At 63.9% G+C, this 22,628-nt stretch carries 25 protein-coding genes and 1 pseudogene; 6 read left to right on the top strand and 20 right to left on the bottom strand.

Going from position 1 to position 22,628, the window contains the following annotated elements:
• The first annotated feature begins 143 nt into the window (after positions 1–143).
• Entirely contained in the window at positions 144–2,024 is a 1,881-nt protein-coding gene (locus tag MSIL_RS05020) for an ABC-F family ATP-binding cassette domain-containing protein (RefSeq protein ID WP_012590011.1), read from the top strand.
• A 41-nt stretch (positions 2,025–2,065) separates the two neighbouring features.
• On the opposite strand, the gene MSIL_RS05025 is transcribed toward MSIL_RS05020, so the two are convergent.
• The 5 genes and pseudogenes from MSIL_RS05025 to mobB all read right to left on the bottom strand — a co-directional run.
• The gene (locus tag MSIL_RS05025) at positions 2,066–2,578 is read right to left on the bottom strand and encodes a hypothetical protein (protein ID WP_012590012.1); all 513 of its coding nucleotides are present in this window, start codon (positions 2,576–2,578) and stop codon (positions 2,066–2,068) included.
• 69 nt (positions 2,579–2,647) lie between these two features.
• Positions 2,648–2,830, bottom strand: coding sequence for a hypothetical protein (locus MSIL_RS05030; protein WP_148213025.1), 183 nt, complete (start codon positions 2,828–2,830; stop codon positions 2,648–2,650).
• A 170-nt stretch (positions 2,831–3,000) separates the two neighbouring features.
• Positions 3,001–3,411 carry a fluoride efflux transporter CrcB gene (crcB, locus tag MSIL_RS05035; RefSeq protein WP_280110214.1) on the bottom strand — a complete coding sequence of 137 codons (411 nt, stop codon included), beginning with the start codon at positions 3,409–3,411 and terminating at the stop codon, positions 3,001–3,003.
• Positions 3,412–3,457: 46 nt separating this feature from the next.
• On the bottom strand, positions 3,458–4,738 hold the full coding sequence (locus tag MSIL_RS05040; RefSeq protein ID WP_012590015.1) for a molybdopterin molybdotransferase MoeA: 1,281 nt from the start codon (positions 4,736–4,738) through the stop codon (positions 3,458–3,460).
• Positions 4,735–5,301: pseudogene (gene mobB, locus MSIL_RS05045) on the bottom strand (molybdopterin-guanine dinucleotide biosynthesis protein B); the annotation flags it as partial. The gene MSIL_RS05040 and the pseudogene mobB, both read right to left, overlap by 4 nt.
• Before the next feature lie 114 nt (positions 5,302–5,415).
• Between mobB and MSIL_RS05050 the strand changes: the two are divergent.
• From MSIL_RS05050 to MSIL_RS05060, 3 genes are read left to right on the top strand one after another with little or no spacing between them, the layout of a single operon-like run.
• Entirely contained in the window at positions 5,416–5,658 is a 243-nt protein-coding gene (locus MSIL_RS05050) for a sulfurtransferase TusA family protein (RefSeq protein ID WP_012590017.1), read from the top strand.
• On the top strand, positions 5,655–6,224 hold the full coding sequence (locus MSIL_RS05055) for a DUF2478 domain-containing protein (RefSeq protein WP_012590018.1): 570 nt from the start codon (positions 5,655–5,657) through the stop codon (positions 6,222–6,224). Before MSIL_RS05050 ends, MSIL_RS05055 begins: the two co-directional genes overlap by 4 nt.
• Positions 6,221–6,949 carry an NUDIX hydrolase gene (locus MSIL_RS05060; RefSeq protein WP_012590019.1) on the top strand — a complete coding sequence of 243 codons (729 nt, stop codon included), beginning with the start codon at positions 6,221–6,223 and terminating at the stop codon, positions 6,947–6,949. The genes MSIL_RS05055 and MSIL_RS05060 overlap by 4 nt, the downstream gene beginning before the upstream one ends.
• Here MSIL_RS05060 and MSIL_RS05065 read toward each other — a convergent pair.
• From MSIL_RS05065 to MSIL_RS05135, 15 genes are all read right to left on the bottom strand, one after another.
• Positions 6,946–7,308 carry a hypothetical protein gene (locus tag MSIL_RS05065; RefSeq protein WP_012590020.1) on the bottom strand — a complete coding sequence of 121 codons (363 nt, stop codon included), beginning with the start codon at positions 7,306–7,308 and terminating at the stop codon, positions 6,946–6,948. The genes MSIL_RS05060 and MSIL_RS05065 overlap by 4 nt on opposite strands.
• A gap of 50 nt (positions 7,309–7,358) precedes the next feature.
• Positions 7,359–8,558, bottom strand: coding sequence for an FAD-dependent monooxygenase (locus MSIL_RS05070; RefSeq protein WP_012590021.1), 1,200 nt, complete (start codon positions 8,556–8,558; stop codon positions 7,359–7,361).
• 22 nt (positions 8,559–8,580) lie between these two features.
• Positions 8,581–8,835: a zinc-finger domain-containing protein gene (locus tag MSIL_RS05075; RefSeq protein WP_012590022.1), complete on the bottom strand. Its 255-nt coding sequence runs from the start codon at positions 8,833–8,835 to the stop codon at positions 8,581–8,583.
• 67 nt (positions 8,836–8,902) lie between these two features.
• The gene (locus MSIL_RS20035; RefSeq protein WP_187148705.1) at positions 8,903–10,042 is read right to left on the bottom strand and encodes a glycosyltransferase family 4 protein; all 1,140 of its coding nucleotides are present in this window, start codon (positions 10,040–10,042) and stop codon (positions 8,903–8,905) included.
• A 418-nt stretch (positions 10,043–10,460) separates the two neighbouring features.
• Entirely contained in the window at positions 10,461–11,501 is a 1,041-nt protein-coding gene (locus MSIL_RS05085; protein ID WP_012590024.1) for a CgeB family protein, read from the bottom strand.
• A gap of 127 nt (positions 11,502–11,628) precedes the next feature.
• The gene (locus MSIL_RS05090; RefSeq protein WP_012590025.1) at positions 11,629–12,198 is read right to left on the bottom strand and encodes a D-glycero-alpha-D-manno-heptose-1,7-bisphosphate 7-phosphatase; all 570 of its coding nucleotides are present in this window, start codon (positions 12,196–12,198) and stop codon (positions 11,629–11,631) included.
• Positions 12,199–12,283: 85 nt separating this feature from the next.
• Positions 12,284–13,429: a glycosyltransferase family 9 protein gene (locus MSIL_RS05095; RefSeq protein ID WP_012590026.1), complete on the bottom strand. Its 1,146-nt coding sequence runs from the start codon at positions 13,427–13,429 to the stop codon at positions 12,284–12,286.
• Positions 13,430–14,010: 581 nt separating this feature from the next.
• Positions 14,011–14,622, bottom strand: a complete 612-nt coding sequence (gene gmk, locus MSIL_RS05100) for a guanylate kinase (RefSeq protein ID WP_049768247.1) — start codon at positions 14,620–14,622, stop codon at positions 14,011–14,013.
• 97 nt (positions 14,623–14,719) lie between these two features.
• Entirely contained in the window at positions 14,720–15,604 is an 885-nt protein-coding gene (locus tag MSIL_RS05105; RefSeq protein ID WP_012590028.1) for a YicC/YloC family endoribonuclease, read from the bottom strand.
• A 99-nt stretch (positions 15,605–15,703) separates the two neighbouring features.
• Entirely contained in the window at positions 15,704–16,636 is a 933-nt protein-coding gene (gene era / locus MSIL_RS05110; protein ID WP_012590029.1) for a GTPase Era, read from the bottom strand.
• The gene (gene rnc, locus MSIL_RS05115) at positions 16,633–17,340 is read right to left on the bottom strand and encodes a ribonuclease III (RefSeq protein WP_012590030.1); all 708 of its coding nucleotides are present in this window, start codon (positions 17,338–17,340) and stop codon (positions 16,633–16,635) included. The genes era and rnc overlap by 4 nt, the downstream gene beginning before the upstream one ends.
• 2 nt (positions 17,341–17,342) lie before the next feature.
• A complete protein-coding gene (lepB, locus tag MSIL_RS05120) occupies positions 17,343–18,134 on the bottom strand; it encodes a signal peptidase I (RefSeq protein WP_012590031.1) in 792 nt (263 codons plus the stop codon).
• A 292-nt stretch (positions 18,135–18,426) separates the two neighbouring features.
• Positions 18,427–18,864, bottom strand: coding sequence for a holo-ACP synthase (gene acpS / locus MSIL_RS05125; RefSeq protein ID WP_012590032.1), 438 nt, complete (start codon positions 18,862–18,864; stop codon positions 18,427–18,429).
• The gene (locus tag MSIL_RS05130) at positions 18,861–19,640 is read right to left on the bottom strand and encodes a pyridoxine 5'-phosphate synthase (RefSeq protein ID WP_012590033.1); all 780 of its coding nucleotides are present in this window, start codon (positions 19,638–19,640) and stop codon (positions 18,861–18,863) included. Before MSIL_RS05130 ends, acpS begins: the two co-directional genes overlap by 4 nt.
• A gap of 90 nt (positions 19,641–19,730) precedes the next feature.
• Positions 19,731–20,513 (bottom strand): pentapeptide repeat-containing protein, encoded by a 783-nt coding sequence (locus MSIL_RS05135; RefSeq protein WP_012590034.1) that lies wholly within the window; start codon positions 20,511–20,513, stop codon positions 19,731–19,733.
• Positions 20,514–20,778: 265 nt separating this feature from the next.
• Between MSIL_RS05135 and MSIL_RS05140 the strand changes: the two genes are divergently transcribed.
• The gene (locus MSIL_RS05140) at positions 20,779–21,579 is read left to right on the top strand and encodes a hypothetical protein (RefSeq protein ID WP_012590035.1); all 801 of its coding nucleotides are present in this window, start codon (positions 20,779–20,781) and stop codon (positions 21,577–21,579) included.
• 146 nt (positions 21,580–21,725) lie between these two features.
• Positions 21,726–22,619 (top strand): tetratricopeptide repeat protein, encoded by an 894-nt coding sequence (locus MSIL_RS20040; RefSeq protein WP_012590036.1) that lies wholly within the window; start codon positions 21,726–21,728, stop codon positions 22,617–22,619.
• The last annotated feature ends 9 nt before the right edge of the window (positions 22,620–22,628 follow it).

Below are 22,628 nucleotides of genomic sequence, written 5' to 3' on the forward strand. Positions count from 1 at the left end.
CGCCTCAACCTAAGCCCGCGCCCCGCTGCGCTCCACGCGGCATTGCGTCGCAGCAATTGGCGCGCAGGCGGATCGGCCGCGCCGCTTGGCCGCGTGTGGGCCGGCCTCCTTGCATTGCAACGCAACTCGGGCGAAAAGCTCGGATGCTTCACATCAATGACGTCACGCTGCGGCTCGGACCGCGCGTTCTGTTCGACAAGGCGAGCGCCGCTTTGCCCGACGGATCTCGCGTCGGCTTCGTCGGCCGCAACGGGGCCGGCAAGACGACCTTGTTCAAGATCATTTCAGGCGAGCTCCACCCCGAATCGGGCGAGGTCTCCTATCCGCGCCAGATGCGCCTAGGCCGAGTCGAGCAGGAGGCGCCGGGCGGTCCGCAATCGCTGATCGATTTCGTGCTCGACGCCGACGTCGAGCGCGCCGCGCTGATGCGCGAGGCCGAGACCGCCGCGGACCCCGGCCGCATCGCAGACATTCACTTGCGCCTCGTCGACATCGACGCCCATGCGGCGCCCGCGAAGGCGGCCGGCATTCTCGCCGGCCTTGGCTTCGACGAGGCGGCGCAGGCAAAGCCCCTGTCGGAATTCTCGGGCGGCTGGCGCATGCGCGTCGCCCTCGCGGCGGTGCTGTTTTCCGCCCCCGACCTGCTTCTGCTCGACGAGCCGACCAATTATCTCGATCTCGAAGGCACGCTCTGGCTGATCGATTATCTGCAACGCTACCCGGCGACAATTCTCGTCATTAGCCATGACCGCGACCTGCTCGATGCTGTTTCGGATCATATTCTGCATCTTGACTCCGCCAAGCTGACCCTCTGGCGCGGCAATTATTCGAGCTTCGAGAAGCAGCGCCGCGAACAACAGGCCATTCTTGTGAAGCACAAGAAGAAGCAGGACGATCAGCGCAAACATTTGCAAGCATTCGTCGACCGCTTCCGCGCCAAGGCGACAAAGGCGGCGCAGGCGCAATCGCGCCTCAAGATGCTGGCCAAGATGGAGCCGATCGCGGCGATCGTCGACGGGCACATTCTGCCCTTCTATCTGCCCTCGCCGGCAAAGCCGCTCAATCCGCCGATCGTCGCCATGGACGACGCCAGCGTCGGCTATGGCGAGACGCCTGTGCTGCGCCATCTCTCCCTCAATATCGCCGAGGACGACCGCATCGGCCTGCTCGGATCGAACGGCAACGGCAAATCCACCTTCGCCAAGCTCGTCGCCGGACGGCTCTCGCCGCTTTCCGGCGTCGTGCGGCGCTCCTCGAAGCTCGACGTCGGATTTTTCGCCCAGCATCAGGTTGACGATCTCGACGAGAAGGCGACGCCCTATCAATGCGTCGCCGACCATATGCGCGACGCGACCGAAGCCAAGATCCGCGCCAAATGCGCCCAGTTCGGATTTCCGAACGTCAAGGCCGACACAAAAATCGCTCAGCTCTCCGGCGGCGAAAAGGCCCGGCTGCTGATGGGCCTCGCCGCCTTCAACGGGCCGCATCTCCTGATCCTCGACGAGCCGACGAACCATCTCGACATCGACAGCCGCGGCGCCCTGATCGAGGCGATCAACGATTATGAAGGCGCCGTCATTCTCGTCTCGCATGACCCCCATCTGCTGGAGGCCTGCGCCGACCGCCTCTGGCTCGTCGCCGAGGGGACGGTGACCTCCTTCGACGGCGACGTCGACGACTATAAGAAATTCATCCTCGATCGCACCGGCGCAGGGTCGGGCAAGGGAAGGAAAGAGCGTCAGGCCAAGGCGGACAACGCCCCGCGCGAACCCGCGCCGATCCGCGTCAAGGATCCGGGGCCGCTGAAGAAACGCATCGCCGCCGCCGAGGAGAAAATGCGCAAATTCCAGGATCTCGCGGATCGCATCGACAAGGCGTTGGCCAATCCGGCGAGCTTTTCCAAGGATCCCGCCAAGGCGGCGCAGCTGTCCGCGCAGCGCGGCGAACTGGAAAAAGCGCTGCGCGCCGTCGAGGAAGAATGGCTGGAGTTGACCGGCCAGTTCGAGGCGGCCCAGACGGCGTGACGCGGCCGTGCGGGCGCGTCGGCCTGCTCAGCGCCAATTGCTCAATGCCAGGTCGTTTGCGCCGGCGCTCGTTCGGCGCGTCCGATGCGGCTCAGCACGCCGTCGAGCGGCGCCAAGACAAAATTCTCCGCCTTGAGCGCCCGCGCCAGCGACCGGCTCGCGCCAAGAAGGGCGCGCGCCTCGTCGATACCGACCAGTTCGGCCGCAGCCAGAAGCTCCTCATGCGCCTGCCCCTGCTGGGAGGCGGCGACGAGATTCAAGACCCAATATTCGTCGCGGCACAGGCAGCGGCAGAGATCCGGCAGCCAGCCAATCGGCCGCCGCGAGCTTTGATTAAGGACGCGCGTGAAGAGGTGGAATTCGGCGTAAAGCGCCTTGCCCGCCTCCGGCGCGACATAGCGCAACAGCGTATCCCAGGCGCAATCCCAGCAGAACATGTCGCGGGTGGCGTAGCCCGCCATCCAATAGCGATATTGCGCGAAGAAAAGATGCTCGGCTGGAGCGTCTGCGTGCTGGCCCGCGACTTCAGGCGCATGGGACTGATGCTCTGACATGATGGGTGATCTTTCATGGATCGAGGTCAAGGTTCGAGACATGGAATTGACGTTCGGACAGGCGCGGCCTCAGGCGGCGCGCCGCTCTGCTTGCTCGCCGTAGGCTGCGACCCAGTCTTCGGCCCGCCGGCGCAGGCATTCCTCGACGCAGGAGCCGACATAAACCGCTTCGAGCGCGGCGACGCAGCGCTCTATGAGAGCGCCGGATTTTCGGGGATCTTCGGCCGCCCAATCGGCCGCAGCAGCCGTCAAGATTTGATTTATTCTATTTCGCTCATTGGCAAGATCGCACATAGTATCCCTCTGCTCTCGGACGGATATCTATTTTAATCACGTCTTTATTTGCTGCAACAAGGATGTTTGATATCTATTCTAATTCGCGATCATCGAATGCGTGGATCGAATAGACTGCAAATGGAGCCTCAAGCGCCCTTCATCTGATTGATCGCTACCGCCACGACATGACCGAGCCAGACCGCGAGAAGGCAGAACACAACGGAGAGCGCGATATTGCCCCCGGCGCGAATCATCTCGCCCTGGCGCATCAGATTCAGCGTCTGCAGGCTGAAGGAGGAAAAGGTCGTGAAGCCGCCGCAGAGGCCGATCATCACGAACAGGCGCGCCGATTCGCCGACGACAAAACGCCCCTCGGCTCCCGTCAGCGACCCGAAGAAGCCGATGAGGAAAGAGCCCGACACATTGATGAGCACGGTGCCCCAGGGGAAGATCCCGCCGGTCTGCTCGGCGACGAAGCCGGTAACCCAGAAACGCGCCGCCCCGCCAAGCGCGCTGCCGATCATGATCCAGAGATAGTCCATTGAGATCCTCAGCATCACGCCGAAAACGCGCCGTTTTCAGACCGGCGCGATGCTTTAGACACTAACGTATCAGATCGTAATCAATGAAATTCACGCGATCGCCCGGGGCGATCTCGACGGCCTCCTCCGGCAGATCGACGAAGCCGCGCGTTCGCGTCAGCGAGGTCAGCACCGCCGCGCCCTGCCCGGCGTATTTTTCGGCGGTCAGGACGCCCGAGGCGTCGCGAAAAAGGCTCGCCCGCAAAAATTCGCGGCGCCCGGCCTTTTTCCGGTAAGCGAAACCGGAGGCCACGGGGACGGCGAGCGGCGCCTCAAAACGCGCGCCGGACAAAGCGGCGATAAGGGCGCGCGCGACGAACACAAAGCCGATAAAGGCCGCAACCGGATTGCCCGGCAGGCCGATGAAGGGCGCGCCGTCGATCACGCCCATCGCCAGCGGTCGGCCGGGCTTGATCGCGAGGCGCCAGAAATGGAGCGAGCCCTGTTCGAGAATCGCCGCCTTCACATGATCCTCTTCTCCGACAGAGACGCCGCCGGAACTGACGATAAGGTCATGGCCTTTCGCGGCCTTGCGCAGCGCCGCGGCGATCTGCGTTTTGTCGTCGGGCAGAATGCCGAGATCAGTGACCTCGAGGCCCTGGCGGCGCAGCAGCGCGCAAAGCAGAAATCGGTTGGCGTCGTAAGCGTCCGGCGCTTGCAGCGCGCCCTCGATCCGCGGCAGCACAGGGCAGACGAGTTCGTCGCCGGTCGAAAAGATCGCCGCCTTCAATCGGCGCCGGACGGTCAGTCGATCGAGCCCGAGCGCAGCGGCAAGGCCGATGTCCTCCGGCGCCAGCCTGCGCCCGGCGGCGATGGCGAGCGCGCCGACGTCGATGTCCTCGCCGCGCAATCGCCGATTGTCGCCGGGTTTCAGGCCAGGCGGCAGGACAACGCGGCCGTCCGCCGTGAGGCGGCAATCTTCCTGCATGAAGACCGTGTTCATCCCGGGCGGCATCATCGCGCCGGTGAAGATCCGCACGGCCGTGCCGGAGAGATCGTCGCCGCCCGCAGGATCAAAAGACCGGCCGGCAGCCATTCTCCCGCCGATCGGCAGCACGCTCTCGCCCGCCGTCGCAAGATCCTTGAAGGCGACCGCATAGCCGTCGACGGCCGAATTGTCGAAGCCCGGCAGAGCGAGCGGCGCCGTCAGATCATGGGCCAGGATGCGGCCGTCAGCCTCAAAAATCGAGACGGTCTCGAGGTCCCCCGTCGCCGGCGCGCGCGCCACGAGCCAGGCGGCGGCCTCCTCGACGCGCATCGGCTTCTCGCCCGCCGCGAAAATATCCTGGCCGAGCTGCGTCATCGACCGCCTTCAGGCGCGCCGCCCCGCGCGAGCACGGCGAGCGTCGCCTCGACCGGCTCGGCGAAGCGCAAAATGAGGTCCGCCGCCGCAGCCACATCGTCGAGATGGGCGTGCGGCAGCGAGCCGGCGCCGGGGGGATCGTCGCTGATCACCGCCACGATGCCCGGATCGTCCGGAAAGAGCGGCGGCTTGCCGTTGGCTGCCCGGCTCACCTCGATTTTGGCGTGAGCGTCGCGCTTGAACCCTTCGATCAGGACGAGATCGACCGGGCTCAGTCGCGCCAGCAGCTCGGAGAGGGACGGCTCCTCGCCGTCGCGGATCTCATGCATCAGGGCGAAGCGTTTGGCGGAGGCGATCAGAACCTCGCTGGCGCCGGCTTCGCGGTGACGATAGGAATCCTTGCCGGGCTGGTCGATGTCGAAGGCGTGATGGGCGTGTTTCAGCGTCGACACGTGAACTCCGCGCGCGATAAGATGGGGAATGAGCTTGACGATCAGCGTTGTCTTTCCGGCTCCGCTCCAACCCGAAAGTCCGATCACGCGCATGCGAGCCTCGCTTTCGGCGAGACGCGCGAGCGCAAAGGGGGCAAGAACTCCGTACTATTCCTTATGGAATATAGCATGCAGATCGTTTATCCTTCAAAACTTCTCGCGCCGATCCGGAGCCCGCAAACGCGCATGAGGGCCGACTCCGCCACAACCTCGCTCGACCTCAGGGGTCTTGCCTGTCCGCTGCCCGCGCTGCGCACCGCCAAGGCGTTGCGCAAGCTCAACGGGGGCGATCTGCTCATCGTCGAATGCACCGACCCGCTCGCCTCGATCGATATTCCGCACCTTCTCAACGAGACAGGCGATGCGCTCGAACGTCAAGACCGCCGCGATGACGCGCTGATTTTCCATATCCGGCGGAAGCGGCCATGAGCGGGGAGAATCGCCCGGACATCAAGACCCTCGCTTCGCTGGTGTTCGAGGATGGCGAGCGGGCAAACTTCATTGTCGAGGCCTTTGTCGCGGAGCTTTCCGCCGAGGGCTACAGGCTTGGCGGCGTGATCCAGCTCACGGAGGCGGCGCAAAGCTGCGATTGCCGGGACACCGAGCTTCGCAATGTCGAAACCGGCCAGACCTTCTCGATTCTTCAGGATCTTGGCCGGCAATCGCAATCCTGTCGCGTCGATCCGGGCGCGATCGCCAGAGCCGCCGGCGAGATCGCCGGGGCGCTCGAACGATCCCCCGACCTTCTGTTCATCAATCGCTTCGGCAAGCTTGAGATCGAGGGCAAGGGCCTCTACGCCGAAATCGGCGCGGCCGCCATGGCCGGCGTGCCGACGCTCGTCTGCGTGCCGATGCGCTTTCTGGGGGCCTGGCGGAATTTCACCATGGGCCTCGACGAGGAGCTGCCCTGTTCGGCCGAAGCGCTGCGGCGCTGGTGGAGCGCATTCGCCGTCGGAGGCGCCGTCGCGACGATTCGGGCTGGCGCGGCGTCTTGAGCGCATATGAGCCGCCTCACATTGAAGACGTCGACGAGCTGATCATCAAAATCGAAGAAAAGGGCTGGGCCTTTGCGAGCGATCAGGCAGCGGAGATCGACCTGCACTGGCAAAAGCTGCGCGAGGCCAATCCGCATCTTTTCAACGGCCGCGTCTTTCTGAATTTCGAGCGCGCGCTGGAGACGCGAAACGATCGGCGAATTTTGTCGGGCGTCGCCGCCGCGGTCGATTTCAAGGCCTTCCTGGCCTGGCGCGATTTCGGCTTTCCCGATGTTGAAACGCGCAATTGCTTTGCGATGGCGGCGCTCGTCTCGGCTGACGGCGCCTTCATGCTCGGACGTATGAGCGAATCGACCGCCAATGCCGGAAAAATCTATTTTCCGGCCGGCACCCCCGACCTCAGCGACGTCGTCGGCGACCGCCTCGACCTTGAAGGCAGCGTCGCGCGTGAATTATTGGAGGAGACGGGGATCGCAGCCGACGAAGTCGCCTTCGACGCCGGCTGGCGCGTCGTTTTCGAGGGACCGCGCATCGCCTGCATGAAGACGACGCGTTCGCAGCTCACCGCGTCGCAAATCGAGGCGCAGTTTCGCGCCTTCGCCAAGCATCAGAAAAGCCCGGAGTTCTCCGCGCTGCATCCGGTGTTTTCCGAAGCCGATCTTGTCGCGGACAGGATGCCCGATTTCACGCTGCGCTATCTGCGCGACGAGTTGGCGAAAGCCTAAGCCCGGTAGCCGTGCTTCGCTTTGGTGGCGCGCAAAATGGCGAGCGCTTCGCCGTCCTGCCCCGCCGCGCAGGCGCCCGCCGCGCGCGACAGATCGGCGGCCATCGAATCATAGACCGAGCGATTGACATTGCCGGTCTTGACGTCCGACCAGATGACTTTCTGGAAGTCGTCCAACGGTCCGGAACAGGAAGCGGCTGCGGGGAGCGCCGGCCAGTTCGGCGGCGAGGGCATTGTCGGGCCGCCCGAGGATGGCGCGGCGGCGACCGGCGCGGAATAAGGGACGCTCGAGATCTGATTGCAGCCTCCGAGCGTGGCCGCTGCGCCAAACAACAATACCGCCAGAATCATCCGCTGCATCTTCAACCCCGCCGGAAAGACGCCCCAATTTCACCGGCCCTTCTCGCCTGTCAAGCGGGCGCGGCGCGATACAGCCAATCGTAACGCGCAAGCAGGCGTTCGCCGCCCATCGCCCGCAAGGCGAGATCGCGCGCGAAGGCGGCAGGTCCGGAAAGATGATAGATGCGCTCCTGCGCGCGCGATTCGAGCTGGACGCGGCTCGCCCGGGGAAGCCGGCTTGCGCCATAGGCGCTCAGCGCCCCCGGAATATCGCCACCCGCTTTCACTCTGCCGAGCGCTGCGCCGAGCGCGCCGGCGTCCTCGATCGCCTGCGCCGCGCCCTGAGCCAGGAACGGCAGCATCGGATGGGCGGCGTCGCCCAGCAGCGCGACGCGCCCGGCGCTCCAGCCCGGCAGCGGGTCGCGATCGTGCAGGCGCCATTTGCGCCATTCGCCGGCGCCGGCGAGCAAAGCGCGCGCGCTTTCATGCCAGCCTTTGAACGTCTCTACGAGTTCGGCGGGATCGGCGGCGTTCGACCAGAATGGTCCCTCATCGGCCTTCCCCTGCTCCTGCGCGACGATGGCGACGACATTGACGACGGAGCCGCCGCGCAAAGGGTAATGCACGAGATGCGCCTTGCGACCGAGCCACAGGCAGCTTTCCGGGCGGAGCGCCTCGGGCGGCGCGCGATCGGCCGGAACCAGCGCGCGCCAGGCGGCGCGACGCGACATATTCAGCGCGTCATCTCCGCCAAGAAGCCTGCCGCGCACGAGGGAGCGCGAACCATCGGCGCCTATCAGACAATCGCCCGCAACTTCAAAGCGCGTCATTCCCTTGCGCAGCGCCGCGGTGACGCCGCCTGGCCCCGATGCGAAGCCGGTGAGCGCGACGCCTGTATGAAGCGCGATCGCCTCCTGTCCCGCCGCGGCGTCGAGCAGCGCGCGCTGCAGGTCGGCGCGATGGGCGAGAAGATAGGGCGCCCCCCAGCGGCTTTCGGCACGATCGAGCCGCATGAGCGCGAGCGTCGCGCCGTCACGCGCGCGCAGCACGCGCACGGCCTTTGGCGCGAGGCTTGTTCGGCCGAGCCTTTCGAGCACGCCGATTTGACGCAGGATCGCGGTGGCGTTGGGCGACAGTTGCAGTCCCGCGCCGACCGCCTCGATGACCGGAGCAGATTCGAACAGACTGACGCGCCAGCCCGTTGCGGCAAGGAAAAGCGCGGCGCTGAGGCCGCCGATCCCCGCCCCGGCAATCAGGGCATGCCCAGACATTTATAAAAAAGCCAGCGAGGCGTTATGCCGCGGCGGACGTCGACTGCGGATCGAAGACGCATTCGGGCGGCTCGCACGGCCCGCGCAGCGAGGCGTCAAACACATAGAGCGTCGAACAATAGGGGCAGATCGCTTCATCGGCGTCGCCCATGTCGATGAAGATATGCGGATGGTCGAATGGCGGCAGCGCGCCGACGCACATAAATTCCCTCGCGCTGACTCGCACGCGCGGAACGCCAGGCTGATTGTGGAAATGCGGCGTCGCATGAGCGGCCATGATCTCTTAATCCCGTTATGAAGGCTGCTAAAGCATAAGCGGCGGCGGGCGGCTTGAACAGGCCCGGTCAGAATTTGAGCTGCGAATGGCGGCGGGCGACCGCGCCCTCGCCTTCAGGGTCGTCGAGTTCGTCGAGAATAACGGAAAGATCGACGCGGAAATTGGCGTTGAGATATTTTGCCTCGACCTTCTGGCGCCCACGCTCGCCCATCTCCCGCGCGAAATCCGGCTTCGACAGCAAATCATGAAGCCGCGCCGTCAGCGTGGAAATATCGGCCGGGTCGACCACGAAACCTTCGACGCCGTCCGTGACGACTTCGCTCGCGGCGCCGTGGATGCTGCAGATGACCGGCAAGCCATATTGCCAGGCCTCAAGATAGACGATGCCAAACCCCTCCTTGTCCGACGGCATGGCGAAGACGCAGGCCGAAGCATAGGCCGCCTGCAGGGTTTCGACGTCGACAAGCCCGCGGAAGGAAACCACATCGTCGACGCCAAGCTCGCGCGTGAGCGCTTCAAGCTCTGGACGCAGCGCGCCTTCGCCGATGATCTCATAGGACACGTCCGGCAGGACCTTCCGCAAGGCGGCGACGGCGGCGATCATTTCATGGACGTTCTTGGCGCGTTCCCCAGCGCTGAGGCGCGTCACGGTCAAGATCGAGAAAGGCCGTCGCGCCGGGGCCGGAACCTCGAGCCCGATATGATCGACCGCATTCGGCAGGATGCGGAATTTTTCGAGCGGGACGCCGAATTCGCGGCTCATTACGGCGGCGGTATAGCGGCTCACGGAAACGATTCGGGTCACGGCTTTCAGGAATAGATGTTCGCTCAGCTTGCGCGGCCGATTTTGGCTGTTCCAGGCTTCAAAACCATGCACAAACAACACGATCGGCAGACGGGGACGAAACAGCCGAACGGCGATCGCCAGCGGCAACAAGTTGATATGGCAGACCAGAAGCGCATCGGCTTCGAATACGCCGCTCCAGAAAGCTCCAGCGAAAAATGCAAGCCTTGATTTCGGCGCGACCAATTCGACGCCGGGAAGCGTGGGGAGTGCCACATCGGCGTCATCATCGACAAAGGCGCGCACAGGGAGCTCGCCGGCGTCGAGGGCGCGGCGGCCCAAATTTTGAAACAACCTGCGATTGAAGCTTTGCAGTCCTCCAACCTTGGAATAGGTCTGGAGAGCGCAAGCGACGGTGCGCATCTTCGTAAATGCCAAATGGGAATGGATTGCGTTCGCGCCGATGGTCAAACACTCCGCAGGCTTGTCGAACATACCAATGCATTAAGCTGCGGCGCTAACGAGCACAGTGGAATGGCATTTTCGTTAAGTCTTTCGGAAATTTACCATGGCAGTAAATGCCGCGCCATAGCCGCCGTCGATTTTTGCTCCTTGCAAAACGCCGCGCCTTGTTTCGAGTAAATAAAGATGAAATTTCGCATTTGCGAATTTTAACGCTGCGGAGTCTGCGTTACAAGACATTGTCAGCTTTGCCTCATAAACTTCGACTTCGCGCTGGACGGCGCCAAAAACCGCGCGACGGGCCGCTGGAGCTCGCTCTTCGACGCGAACCCGGCTCGCTGATCAGGCCGCTCGGTCCAGCCAAGAGAGCGAAACACGCTCAAGCGTCCGCCTTCGCCTCCAGCGCCGCATTGACGATCTTGCTCAGCAGCGCTTCATTAAAGTCGCCGTTCTCACGCACGCGACGGCGTCCGGCCTCGGCGATCTCCCTGATGCGGCCCGGCTGTTGCAGCAAGGACAGGCAAAGGTCGGCGCATTCGTCGGGACCGTCAAAGAAAATCGCCTCTTCGCCGTCCTTATACATTTCGAGATGGTCGCTCGTGCGTTCGGCGCAAAACAGCGTGCCGATGGCCGGGATCTCCAGGCTTCTTGTTGTATGCAGATCCTCATTGCCCTTTGAAAGAAGCCCGATCGCGATGGAAGCTCCGCTGATCGCTTTCACATAGTCGCGACCGTTGAGGGGGCCGAGCGCGACATGCGCGCGTATCGCATCATACTCCGCCGCCTTGTTCCACCTTGGGCCGTAGATCCGCAGGGGAACGCCGCGTTCGATCAAGCGCAGCATGAAAGGACCGCGCTCCGCCATCCAGGTGCCGACAAAAGCCACTTTGGCGGCAAAGCGCGATTGGTCCGCGTCCGACAATGATATTGGCCGATGCACGTCCTCATCCGCCGCGAATCTGACTTCAAGGACGCGTCTCGCCCCAGCCTGCTTCGCCGGTCCGACGCTCGAATGCCGGGGCGTGACGACAAGATCGTAATAAGGCAGCGCATCAAGAAAGAGGCGCCATTTCCGCCCGTCGCGTGGAACATACGGATTATCCTGATTGTAGTTCACGACCACCTTGGCGATTTTCTTCAACCGCCTGACGCTGGAGGCGTTGACGAGATCGCCGTGATCGACGAACGCAACGTCGAACGTCTTGTCGGCGATGTGTTGAAACAGCCAACGCTCGGCGATCCAGTCGAGGCCGAGACATCCGGTGCGAAAAATCCACGCGTCGGTCAGGGCCATTGGCGCGGGCAGACTGTCGAGCGGAAGACCAACGTCGGCGACAAAGACGTCATGTCCCAGCCTGCGGAAAGCGTCGATCCGCTGGATCGCTGTTCCTTCTTCGGGCCCGAGATACAAAATTTTCATCGATTTCACCAAAGAATGACTAAGAGAGTGCGCGGCGAGCGCCCATTTTGTCCACGATCAGGCAGGCGTTCACGCTCCCGCTCCAAGTTTGCATCGACGTCGCCATCCGATCTCTTTCGCCCTGACGCTAAAGAGCGCTCCGCGCAACATCTTGCAGCGCCAGAAGGCGATCGATCTCCCCGCTTGCGTCTAGGAGATCGCGGCAGATCGGAACGCCCTCGTCCCGCGCCCGTTCGGCGTCGAGATAGCCGTGGCCGGTGACAACAAGAAGACCGGCCGCGCCGACCGCCGCGGCGAGTTCGACGTCGGACCATTTATCACCGATGACGAAAGACCGCGCAGGGTCGAGATCGAGATCGCGCGCCGCATCTTGAATCATACCCGGCGAGGGCTTGCGGCACGCGCATTCTTCGCCCGGCGCATGCGGGCAGCGATACCATCCGGCAATTTCGACGCCCTCGCGCGCGAGCAAATCCCTCACGCGATCCTGTACCGCGTCAGCCTGCTCGACCGAAAAATAGCCGCGGCCGATCCCCGACTGGTTGGAGACGACGACCAGGGGAAAGCCGCGCCGCGCCATCGACTTCAACCCGTCCACGGCGCCGGGTAGCAGCGCGACCTGATCCGGATCGGACGGATAGTTCTTCTCGACAATAATCGTCCCGTCCCGATCGAGAAAAATGGCTGGCGAAGGCATGCGCAATCCTTGAGCGTAAATCATCAGGCACAAACGGCGCCAGTTGCAAAATGGCCGCCTATGATCCAGCGAGCGGCGGCGCGCTTTACGTGCCGGCGTTCGGGCCGCCGGCGGCAAGCCCCGGGAGAACGTCGCGCACCTCATGGGCCATCTCCTCGACGCGAACCTTGTCGATGCCGTCGAGGCGGTGAATGATTCGATGATTGGGCCCATAGGGATGCCAGCGGCGCGGCCGGTTCAGAGCGCCGAAAGGCGCGACGCAGGTCACGCCCATGGCGGCGGCAAGATGCATCGGCCCCGAATCATGCCCGACAAACAGGCTCGCCCGGGCTAGCGCCGCGGCGCTTTCGCGCGGCGCCAGTTGACCGCAGGCGTTGACGATCATCCCCGGCCATCCGGGCGTCACCTTCTCCACCGCTCCGGCCTCGTCGGCGGCGCCAAGGAACAGCAGCCCGTAGCCGCCATGGGTAAGGGCAAGATCCTTCAGCAGCCGGCGCCAGTTCTCCTCGCCCCAATGATTGGCTGCGGACTTGCCGCCCATGTTCACGCCGATGAAGCGGCCGCCCCCGAAAGGCGCAAGAGCGGCCTCCCCGGCCTCTTTTTCTACGTCCGTGACCTTGAGATCCCAATTCTTGCGGTCGTCGAGATCGATTGGCCCCAGCTCTCTAAGGGTGCGCGCAAGCCGCACGCTTTCCATCGCGCCAAAGCCTTCCGCATCATGAATGAGGATCTGAACATCCGGCGCGAGCGGAGCGCCGATGATGCGCTTGATGCCGCTGAAGCGGAAAAACAATATGTCGCGAATGACGAGCAAGCGATTGAGCCGCGGCGTCAGATAGACCAGCGTCGTCGCCTCGAGCGCCTTGAGGCGCCGCGACAATTTCCACATTTCGCGGATCGAGCGCGTCTTGATCGGATAATCGACAACGCCATGGATGAGACCCGATCCGCCAAGGATCAGTTCGAGCGCGGCGGCCTTTTTGGAGACCGGGACATTGGTCAAGACATAGCGCTCGGCGTCGGGAAACGCTTCCGCCAGCTTGTGGAAACAGGGCAAAGCGACGACCGTATCGCCAAGGCTGCCAATTCGGTAGATCAAGATGCGCCGACGGGCTTTGCTCGCGTCTTGGCCGGCGGCTGCTGCGTCCGGCTCGTCCTGTTCCTGATAGGTTTTGAGCAGCCCGGCATCATCGACGGTGACTTTGTTCAAGGCGTCGACCTGGTTCGGCATGATCGCGAAGATCCTTTAAGTTGTCGTCTGCCCGCTTGCAGAACTTCGCCGCGCAAGCTTGGTCTGCAAGCCTCAGCCATGCAAGCCCCGAGCAGAACGTCGGCTGCGCCCGCGACGTTCGATAATTTTTTAACTTCGGGCAGGACGGCCCGACCCGGCGTTGCTCTTTATGCACAAGGCTACTTTAGCGCTGCTCGCGCCTGTTTCGATCCTCTTGACTGGTTTTCTTGGGTGCGATCCAGATCGCAGGTCTAGACCACTACTGTGACCAGAACGCCGCGCTATTGGCGGGGGTCACAGGCGATTCATGCTGTTTCCCTACCATAAGCAGCGCTTGAAAAAAAGCGTGGCCGCAAGCTTGGCCGCCGACGCTTTCGCGCGTTTTGAAGGGATTAGACGGCCGCGCTCGCGTTAAAGATGCGCTTTTCGCCCGTCAGGTTGAACCGGACAAGCTTCCGCCTATCGTGGAGCGCCAGCGGCGGCGCGCGCTTCCGCAAGTTCAGCCCGATCGACGCGACGATCCGCCACATAAACCGCCCGGCCCAGCCCGGCTCGGCCTCGCCTTCGCCCGGCGCAGCGGCTCAATCCTGTTGCAGCAAGCTTTCGACAAAGGCGCCGATCGCCTGCGTCGACCGAACCGCGCGGCTGCGTTCAGCCGTTACGATCGCCGTAAGCTCCCTGAAAGTGCTCTGCAGATCGCTATTGACCAGAACATAGTCATATTGCGTCCAGCGGCGGATTTCGTTGCGCGCGTTCTCCAGCCTTTTGGCGATGACGTCGGGCGGATCTTCCGCGCGGCGCTCGAGCCGGGCGCGCAGTTCCTTCATCGACGGCGGCAGGATGAAAATGGTGACGACGTCGGCGCCGGTCTTTTGGCGCACCTGTTGCGCACCCTGATAATCGATATCGAACAAGACGTCGCGGCCCTCGGCGAGCACTTTGTCGACGGGCTCGCGCGGCGTTCCGTAACAATTGCCATGCACTTCCGCCCATTCGAGCAATTCGCCGCCATCGCGCATCGCTTCGAATTTCTTGCGGGAAATGAAGCTGTAGTGAATGCCGTCAACCTCGCTTGAGCGGCGCAGCCGCGTCGTCACCGAGATCGACAGGGTGAGATCGAGCTCCTTCGTCTGCAGCAGCATGCGCGTCAGCGTGGTCTTGCCGGCGCCGGAGGGGGAGGACAAGATCAGCATGAAGCCGCGCCGCCGCGCGCCGTCCTGCAGCGTCTCGGCGAGCGCGACGTCTCCCGGGGCCGCGTCCCCTACGCGCTGCGCGTCTTCCGGCATAAGGCTACTCGACATTCTGGACCTGCTCGCGAAACTGCTCGATTTCGATGCGCAATTCCATGCCAATCGCGGTGAGCGCCGCATCGTTCGATTTGGCGCTGAGCGTATTGGCTTCGCGCGACATTTCCTGCGCCAGGAAATCGAGCTTGCGCCCGATCGGGCCGCCGGCGGCGATCAAGGCGCCCGCGGCGGCGGCATGAGTCGTGAGCCGATCGAGCTCCTCGCGAATGTCCCCTTTGGCGGCGAGGATCGCCGCCTCCTGATGCAGCCTGTTTAGATCGAGACTCGTATTCTCGCAAAGCGCTTCCACCGCCTGCCGCAGCCGCGCGCTGATCGCCGCGGGCTGGCGCCCGGGACAGGCGTCCGCCTCTCGCGTCAGCAGCGCGATCCGCGCCAGCCGGGCCTCCAGCGTCTTTCCGAGCGCCGCGCCCTCCGCGCGACGCATCGCAACCAGCGCGTCGAGCGCGTCGTCGAGATTTTTGAGCGCGCCAGCGCGGGCCTCATTGAGGGCGGCTTCGGTTTCAAGGGCGTCGACGGTCTCGACGACGCCGCGCAGCGCGAGCAGCCCGTCGAGCCTTGCCGGCGCGACGCCGGCCGGCAGGTCGAGCCCTTGCACCGCAGCGAGGAGCTTGCCGAGCAGATCCTGATTGATGCGGATCTCGGGGCTTTCCGCCTCGCGCTTTACGGATAAAGTCGCGTAGACGGTGCCGCGATGGAGCTTTTCGCCGAGGCGGCGGCGCGCGTCAGGCTCGATCGGGTCGAAGCCTTGCGGCAAGCGCAGGCGCAGATCGAATCCCTTGGCGTTGACCGATTTCAATTCGAAGGCCCAGCTATAGGCGCCGGCCCCTCCCGCGATCCGGGCGAAACCGGTCATGCTGGCGATTGTCATTTTTTGTGTTTGCGCCGGGCTCGAAGCCAAAGATGGAGGAATACATAGGCCGGGCGGACGCCGCGCTCAAGCGCCATGGCGGCGACGGGAGAAGCGCCGTCACTTCGGGAAATCAAGGCCCATTTCGCGGTAACGCTCGGGATCGTCGGCCCAGTTCTCCCGAACCTTGACGAACAAAAACAGATGCGCCTTCTGCTCGATCGCCTCGGAAATCTCCTTGCGGGCGGCGGTGCCGATCGCCTTGATGGTCCGGCCGCCCTCGCCGAGCACGATTTTCTTGTGGCCGTCGCGCATGACGAAAATTGTCTGCTCGATGCGAACCGAGCCGTCGGGCATCTCGGTCCAGATATCGGTCTCGACCGTCGACTGATAGGGCAGTTCGTCGTGCAGCCGCTCGAAGATTTTTTCGCGGGTGATTTCGGCGGCGAGCGAGCGCATCGGCGCGTCCGAAATCTGATCTTCCGGATAATGCCATGGCCCCGGCGGCATCAAAGCGGCGAGCTGGCGGCGCATGGTTTCGACGCCATAGCCGCGCAGCGCCGAAATCATGAAAGTATGATCGAACGCCAGCCTGTCATTGAACTGCGCGGCGATGTCGAGCAGTTTTGGCGGCTCGACCGTGTCGATCTTGTTGATGACGAGAATTTTCGCCGCCCTGACGTCGGCGAGCCGCGCCAGGATCGCCTCGACGTCTTCGTCGAGGCCCTTGCGCGCATCGACCAGCAGCGCGACGGCGTCGGCGTCGCCCGCCCCGCCCCAGGCCGAGGTGACCATCGCCCGGTCGAGCCTGCGCCTTGGCGCGAAAATGCCCGGCGTGTCGACAAAGATGATCTGCGCGTCGCCCTCGATGGCGATGCCGCGCACCTGCGCGCGCGTCGTCTGCGCCTTGCGCGAGACGATCGAAACCTTGGCGCCGACGAGCTGATTGATCAGCGTCGACTTGCCCGCGTTCGGCGCGCCGATCAGCGCGACAAAGCCGCAACGCGCCGCCTGCCCGCCGCCCCCTGCAATGTGCTTGTGGTCCTCGCTCATGCCGCGCCTTTCCGGTCGCCGGGTTCGACGATTTTTTCCCGCGTCAGAAAGGCCGCCGCCGCCGCCTGCTCCGCCAGCCGCTTGGCGAAGCCCCTCGCCTCAGCCTGCTGGAAGCCGGCGATCTCGACGGAAATCGTGAATTCCGGCGCGTGGTCCGGCCCGGTCCGCGCGGTCTCGCGATAGGAGGGCGGCGGCAGGCCGCGCGCCTGCGCCCATTCCTGCAAAGTGGTCTTCGGATCGCGCAGGGGCCGGCGCGGCGAGCGCATGCGCGGCTCGAAGGCCTGCGTCACCACCCTTTGGGCCGGCGCGAAGCCGCCGTCCAGAAAAACAGCGCCGATGATCGATTCGCAGACGTCGCCGAGGATCGCCCGATTGACCGACGCGTTCTGCTTTTCGCTTTCGCCGACGCGCACATAGGCCTCGACGCCCCATTCGAGCGCGACCTCGGCGCAGCTTTCCTTGCGCACGAGATCGGCGAGGCGGCGCGATAATTCGCCCTCGTCGGCGTCGGGAAAGGCGCCGTAGAGCATATTCGCGACGACGACGCCGAGAACGCGGTCGCCGAGAAACTCAAGCCGCTGATAGCTGACCCGTTTGCCCTGCGCCGCGCTGACATGGGTGAGCGCGGCCTCGATCAGGTCCGCCGCCGAGAATCGATGACCGATGCGCGCCTCAAGCGCGCTCAGATCCGGAGCCGCCGCCATCGCTAGTGCACGGGCTTCAACATCCGGTCCCAACGCACGGTCCAAGGCCACTCCCAGAACGCCCATGCCGGCGCGCCCTTGCCGACGGAGAAGAAAATCAGCTCGGCGCGGCCGACAAAATTGTCAAACGGCACATAGCCGACGCCGCCCTGATCCGGCGACACGCGGCTGTCGGTCGAATTGTCGCGATTGTCGCCCATCATGAAATAATGGTCCGGCGGGACGACGAAAGCCTGGGTATTGTCGTTGAAGCCGGTATCGCCCTGGATCTCGATGATGGTGTGTTTGACGCCGCCGGGCAGCGTCTCTTCATAGGTCGGCACATCCGTCTCGCGGCCGTAGAAATCTTCCGTATGGGCCTTGGCGATCGGTTCGCGCGGCACGAGCTCATCGTTGATAAAAAGCCGTCCGTCCTTCATCTGGATCTTGTCGCCGGGAAGTCCGATCACGCGCTTGATGTAATCCGTCTGGCCGTCGCGCGGCAGTTTGAACACGGCGACGTCGCCGCGCTTTGGCGGCGAGCTAAACAACCGGCCGTGAAAGAGGTCGGGGCTGAAGGGAATCGAGTGGCGCGAATAGCCATAGGCATATTTCGAGACGAACAGATAATCGCCGATGAGAAGGGTCGGGATCATGGAGCCTGACGGAATATTGAACGGCTGGAACAGAAAAGTCCGGACGACGAGCGCGATCAGCAGGGCCTGAAGCACGACCTTGACGGTTTCGCCGATTCCGCCTTCGGCCCGGGGCTTCACCTGGGCCCCTTTTTCATTCAACCGCACTGGCTCTGTCATTCAACTCGTCTCTCAAGGGGGGCTAGAGCGTTTTCAGAATTCGCGGAATTGCGAAGACGCCCTATCTGTTTGTTTCAACGCATTTTATTCTCGCAAAAATCTAGAAACTCTTGCGGAAAATGCTCTGGAAATCGGCTTGGCGTCGCGCTTGAGCAACATGTTGCGCATCGGCGCGACCCGCGCCAAAAACTCGGCCGCAAGCCGCCGCGACATTACGGCAGCCTTGTGGTGACCGCTCCTTACCATGCGTCGAAACCGCGGTACAGGGCGTCCGGCATCGGGCGCGCCCGCCTCAAGCCTCGAACACATCCGGCGGCTGCAGCAAAGCGTCGGGGTCCTCAAGCGCCTCGATAATGACCTGCGCCTGCGCCCATGGATATTCGTCGGTGATGGAAAGATGGACGGCGGGGCGGCAGCCGAGCGGCGTCAGATTTTTGAGGCGGTTCAGCGCCCCCCCGGTCAGGCTGAAGGTCGGTTTTCCCGAAGGCAGATTGACGACGCCCATTTCGCGCCAGGCGACGCCGAAGCGCAGCCCCGTCCCCAGCGCCTTCGAGCAAGCCTCCTTGGCCGCGAAACGCTTGGCGTAGGAGGCTGCGCGCCCTGCCCGTCCGTCGGATTTCGCCCGCTCGATCTCGGTGAAGCAGCGCTGCGTGAAGCGCTCGCCGAATCGCGCGAGCGAATCTTCGATGCGGCGGATGTCGCAGATATCGACGCCGAAGCCGATGATCACGAATGCTCTCCATGCGCCCCTTGGCGCGCTTTCGCCCGGCCGGCGGCGATTGCTTCCCGCATCGTTCTGATCGCCTCGGGCAGGCCGATGAAGATCGCCTCGCTCACGAGAAAATGACCGATGTTGAGTTCGGCGATCTGCGGCAGCGCCGATATCGTCGCTGCGGTCGCAAAATCGAGCCCATGGCCGGCGTGGCATTCGAGGCCGAGCTTTTCCGCCAGCGTGGCGGCGGCCTGGATGCGGATGAATTCCTGCGCGGCGCGCTCCTTCTCGCCGTGGGCGAGCGCGTCGCACCAGGAGCCCGTATGCAATTCGACGACAGGGGCGCCGATCGACTCCGCCGCCTCGACGGCGCTTTTGCCCGGTTCGATGAACAGCGAGACGCGCACGCCGGCCTTGCCGAGCTCCGCTGTGACCAGTTTCAGATGATCATGGCCATCGAGCACATTAAGGCCGCCCTCCGTCGTGCGTTCGCTGCGCCGCTCGGGCACGAGGCAACAGGCATGCGGCCGCGTCGCGATGGCGATCGCTACCATCTCATTGGTCGCGGCCATCTCGAAATTGAGCGGGACGGAAATCTCCCGCTTCAGGCGCGCCATGTCCTCGTCGCGGATGTGGCGGCGATCCTCGCGCAGATGGGCGGTTATGCCGTCGGCGCCGGCGGCGATGGCGACGAGCGCGGCGCGGACCGGATCTGGAAAGACCGCGCCGCGCGCATTGCGCAGGGTCGCGACATGGTCGACGTTGACGCCAAGGCGGGGGATTTTGTGGGACATGGTTTTTGAACGCTCTTGCGCCGCTGCAGACGGCGAGCGCATGCGCTTATCATGAATTAGCCGCCGCGCCATCCGAAAGGGCGCCGGCGATCACTCCGTCAGGACACGCGAAAAATTCTTTGCGTTTGCAAAGGCGCCGGACTGCCCCGCGTCGATCCGCGATGAGCTTATGTCGAGGCCCGTCAGGTCGGCGTCTTTGAAAATCGCGCCGCGAAAATCAGCGCCGCTGGCGTCGGCCCCGGCCAGCGACGCGCCGGTGAAATTCGCGCCATTGAATTTGGAAAACTGCAGATCGTCGCGCGACAGATTGGCGCCCGAAAAATCCGCCCCGCTGAGATCGGCCGATTTCAGCACGGCCCGGATGAGGCCCATGGATTGGTTCTGCATGTCGGCGGAGAGATTGGCGCCGATGAATTTGGCGTTGCGCATCGTCGCTCCGGACATGTCGGCGGTGATGCGAGACCCGGACAGATCGGCGCCGTCAAAATTGGCGCCGCGCAGCTGGCTGGCGAAGAGGCCGGCGCCGCGGAGGCTCGCGCCCGCAAAATTCGCTTTCAGCGCCCAGGCCTGATCGAGCACGGCGCCATCGAGCTTGCCGCCGGAAAAATTCGTGTTGTTCATCCGCGCCGCGCGGAAATTGACGCCGGAGAGATCGAGATTCGACAGATCGAGGCCGTTGAGGCTTTTGTTGGAAAAATCCGGCCGGTCTCCGGCCGCCTTGAGCGCCGCCTCCACATCGGCGCGAGTCATTTCCGCCTTGGTGAACATGGGGCTCGCCAGATCGACCTGGCTCATCATGTCCTGCGCGCGCAACACGCCCACAGGCGTTGATGCAAGCGCCGCGATCACAACATAGCGAAGACGGACGTTCATGGCGCGCTCCCTTTTTTAGCGAGCATATCACTCTTTCCATCGCCCGCGGCGGCGCTGCGACAGCCGTACGCTTAAGCTTAAGTCCTGCAAACGCCGGTCGGCTCGCAGTCACCGCAAAGACAAAGCGGATGATGCGGCGCGGCAGGAGCTAGATCTTAAGATTGCTCGCCGCAGCGATCAAACGTACAATAGAAGCGTGAAATACACCTGAAATATTTCGAAAAATATCAACAATACTTTGACACTCAGCGGGAGGGTCGAGCGCATGGACAATGCCACTCCGGCGATGCGGGATTTTGCGATTACCTCTCATGGTCCGGCCGGGCCGATGAGCTGGGCGCAGCCGGCTCCCGAACTGTCGAGCGCTCCGCAGCGGCCAGGGCATTTGCGCAGAGCGATCATCACCGCCTGCTGTGTCGTGGCGGTCACCGTCAGCCTTGCTTCCGCGATCGACCATCGGCAGGCGGCGTCTTTTTCCCGGCCGGCGGCAGCCGCGCCCGGCGAGGCTCCTCACCGTGCGAGCTTTGCCGAATTGTCGTTCGTTCCCGCGGCCGCCCCGTCGCAACGACCGCCGCTTGGGGCTGAAAACCCCGGCGCGGCCGGGCAAACGCTGGCGATCCGACACATCGCCGAGCAAAAGCCGGCGCCGGACATCGTCGTCGCCTCCCACTCCGATCGACCGACGCTGACACGATCCATCGGCGGCGCCGAGGCGGAGATGACAAGCGCCCCGATCCGCCGCGCGCCGACGCCGCCGGTCGGAGCGCCTATTCGCGTCGTGTTGATGGTTTCGAGCGGGGAGCAAGATTCAGAACGTGTGGCGGATGTCAGGCGCGCGCTCGGCGCGGCGGGCCTCAGCGTTGAAAGCGTGAACGTCGCCGACAGACCGATCACAAAGCCTGGGGTTGCCTATTATTTCCAGCCCGACCGCAATGCGGCGACGTCCCTGCTCGAAACGATCGCTCCGGTCATCGGCGTCTCCGATGTGCAGGCGGCAGATCTGCGGGCCGCCCGCCAAAAAGGATTTCTCCCCCCGCCGGGTTCGATCGAGATCTCGATCCCCTGATCTCAAACGATAGAGACCATGCGAGAACGCATCGCCGATTTTCTTGTTACGACGGCTTCAGTCAAAAGGCGGCCCGCTTTGATGGAGCCCGCAGGCTCGACCAGTCCGCACGTTTTGGAAGAGGGCGATCGCCCAGGGACGATCACGTGGCGCTGAGCTCGGCCTGCCGCGCGGCGCTTTTTGGCGGTTTGGCGCTGGCGCTCGGGGCTGTCGCTCCCGGCGCCGCCGCGCCTTCGGACAGGGCGGACGATCGTGGCGAGCCGGACCTCGGCCTTTCCGCCTTCAACAACCGCCACTACGAAGAGGCGCGGCAAATCTGGCGCGACCTCGCGGAGCGGGGCGATCCACGCGGCGCCTTCGGCCTTGGCCTCCTGAACGATCTTGGCGTCGGCGGCGCGCAAAACGCGGCCGAGACGTTGCGGTTGTTTTTGCGCGCCGCAAACGCGCAATTCGCTCCGGCGCAGTTCAACGTCGCAGTGATGTATGATAGCGGGATCGGAGTCGCGCGTGACCCGGCGGCGGCGGCGGCTTGGTATGCGAGAGCGGCGGCGCACGAATATGGAAGGGCGCAATATAATCTGGCCCAGCTCTATCAAAACGGCGAGGGAGCGCCCCGCAACATCGCGCTCGCGAAAGTTTGGTTCGAAGCCGCCGCAGCCAACGGGCTCGACGCGGCGACAACGAAAGCTGCGGCGGCGCGAATATTCCTCTCTTCGCTCAAGCCGCCGGCGGCCGTCACGCTGACTCCCGCGATCCCCACCCCCCTCACAGCCGAGGCGATCGCGAGCGTCGGCGACAAAACCACCCTCGAATTGTGCTGGTCCGCGCCAGCGCAGCAAACGCCGGTGGAATATTATGTGCAGATCATCTCGCTTGCGAGCGCGCCCGCCGGAATCGCGTTTTCGGCCTACACGGAGCGATCGGCCCTGCTGGCGCGACTGCCGGCTGCTCCCGCGGATTATGCCTGGCGAGTCTACACGGTCGCTCCGGCAATCGGCGATTATGCGCCGAGCGCCTGGAGTTATTTCTCGGTGCGTTGAAGCTGCGCC

This window comes from Methylocella silvestris BL2 (assembly GCF_000021745.1).
GTDB lineage: Bacteria > Pseudomonadota > Alphaproteobacteria > Rhizobiales > Beijerinckiaceae > Methylocapsa > Methylocapsa silvestris.

Coding starts and splice junctions, on each gene's coding strand:
- MSIL_RS05050 (WP_012590017.1), top strand. CDS start 5,416: ATGAGGGCCGACTCCGCCACAACCTCGCTCGACCTCAGGGGTCTTGCC.
- MSIL_RS05105 (WP_012590028.1), bottom strand. CDS start 15,604: ATGACAATCGCCAGCATGACCGGTTTCGCCCGGATCGCGGGAGGGGCC.
- gmk (WP_049768247.1), bottom strand. CDS start 14,622: ATGCTGATCTTGTCCTCCCCCTCCGGCGCCGGCAAGACCACGCTGACG.
- MSIL_RS20035 (WP_187148705.1), bottom strand. CDS start 10,042: ATGCGCACCGTCGCTTGCGCTCTCCAGACCTATTCCAAGGTTGGAGGA.
- MSIL_RS05135 (WP_012590034.1), bottom strand. CDS start 20,513: ATGAACGTCCGTCTTCGCTATGTTGTGATCGCGGCGCTTGCATCAACG.
- MSIL_RS05090 (WP_012590025.1), bottom strand. CDS start 12,198: ATGCCTTCGCCAGCCATTTTTCTCGATCGGGACGGGACGATTATTGTC.
- MSIL_RS05140 (WP_012590035.1), top strand. CDS start 20,779: ATGGACAATGCCACTCCGGCGATGCGGGATTTTGCGATTACCTCTCAT.
- rnc (WP_012590030.1), bottom strand. CDS start 17,340: ATGGCGGCGGCTCCGGATCTGAGCGCGCTTGAGGCGCGCATCGGTCAT.
- MSIL_RS05040 (WP_012590015.1), bottom strand. CDS start 4,738: ATGACGCAGCTCGGCCAGGATATTTTCGCGGCGGGCGAGAAGCCGATG.
- MSIL_RS05095 (WP_012590026.1), bottom strand. CDS start 13,429: ATGCCGAACCAGGTCGACGCCTTGAACAAAGTCACCGTCGATGATGCC.
- MSIL_RS05085 (WP_012590024.1), bottom strand. CDS start 11,501: ATGAAAATTTTGTATCTCGGGCCCGAAGAAGGAACAGCGATCCAGCGG.
- MSIL_RS05025 (WP_012590012.1), bottom strand. CDS start 2,578: ATGTCAGAGCATCAGTCCCATGCGCCTGAAGTCGCGGGCCAGCACGCA.
- MSIL_RS05055 (WP_012590018.1), top strand. CDS start 5,655: ATGAGCGGGGAGAATCGCCCGGACATCAAGACCCTCGCTTCGCTGGTG.
- MSIL_RS05130 (WP_012590033.1), bottom strand. CDS start 19,640: ATGTCCCACAAAATCCCCCGCCTTGGCGTCAACGTCGACCATGTCGCG.
- era (WP_012590029.1), bottom strand. CDS start 16,636: ATGAGCGAGGACCACAAGCACATTGCAGGGGGCGGCGGGCAGGCGGCG.
- MSIL_RS05020 (WP_012590011.1), top strand. CDS start 144: ATGCTTCACATCAATGACGTCACGCTGCGGCTCGGACCGCGCGTTCTG.
- crcB (WP_280110214.1), bottom strand. CDS start 3,411: ATGCTGAGGATCTCAATGGACTATCTCTGGATCATGATCGGCAGCGCG.
- MSIL_RS05075 (WP_012590022.1), bottom strand. CDS start 8,835: ATGGCCGCTCATGCGACGCCGCATTTCCACAATCAGCCTGGCGTTCCG.
- MSIL_RS05065 (WP_012590020.1), bottom strand. CDS start 7,308: ATGCAGCGGATGATTCTGGCGGTATTGTTGTTTGGCGCAGCGGCCACG.
- MSIL_RS05070 (WP_012590021.1), bottom strand. CDS start 8,558: ATGTCTGGGCATGCCCTGATTGCCGGGGCGGGGATCGGCGGCCTCAGC.
- lepB (WP_012590031.1), bottom strand. CDS start 18,134: ATGACAGAGCCAGTGCGGTTGAATGAAAAAGGGGCCCAGGTGAAGCCC.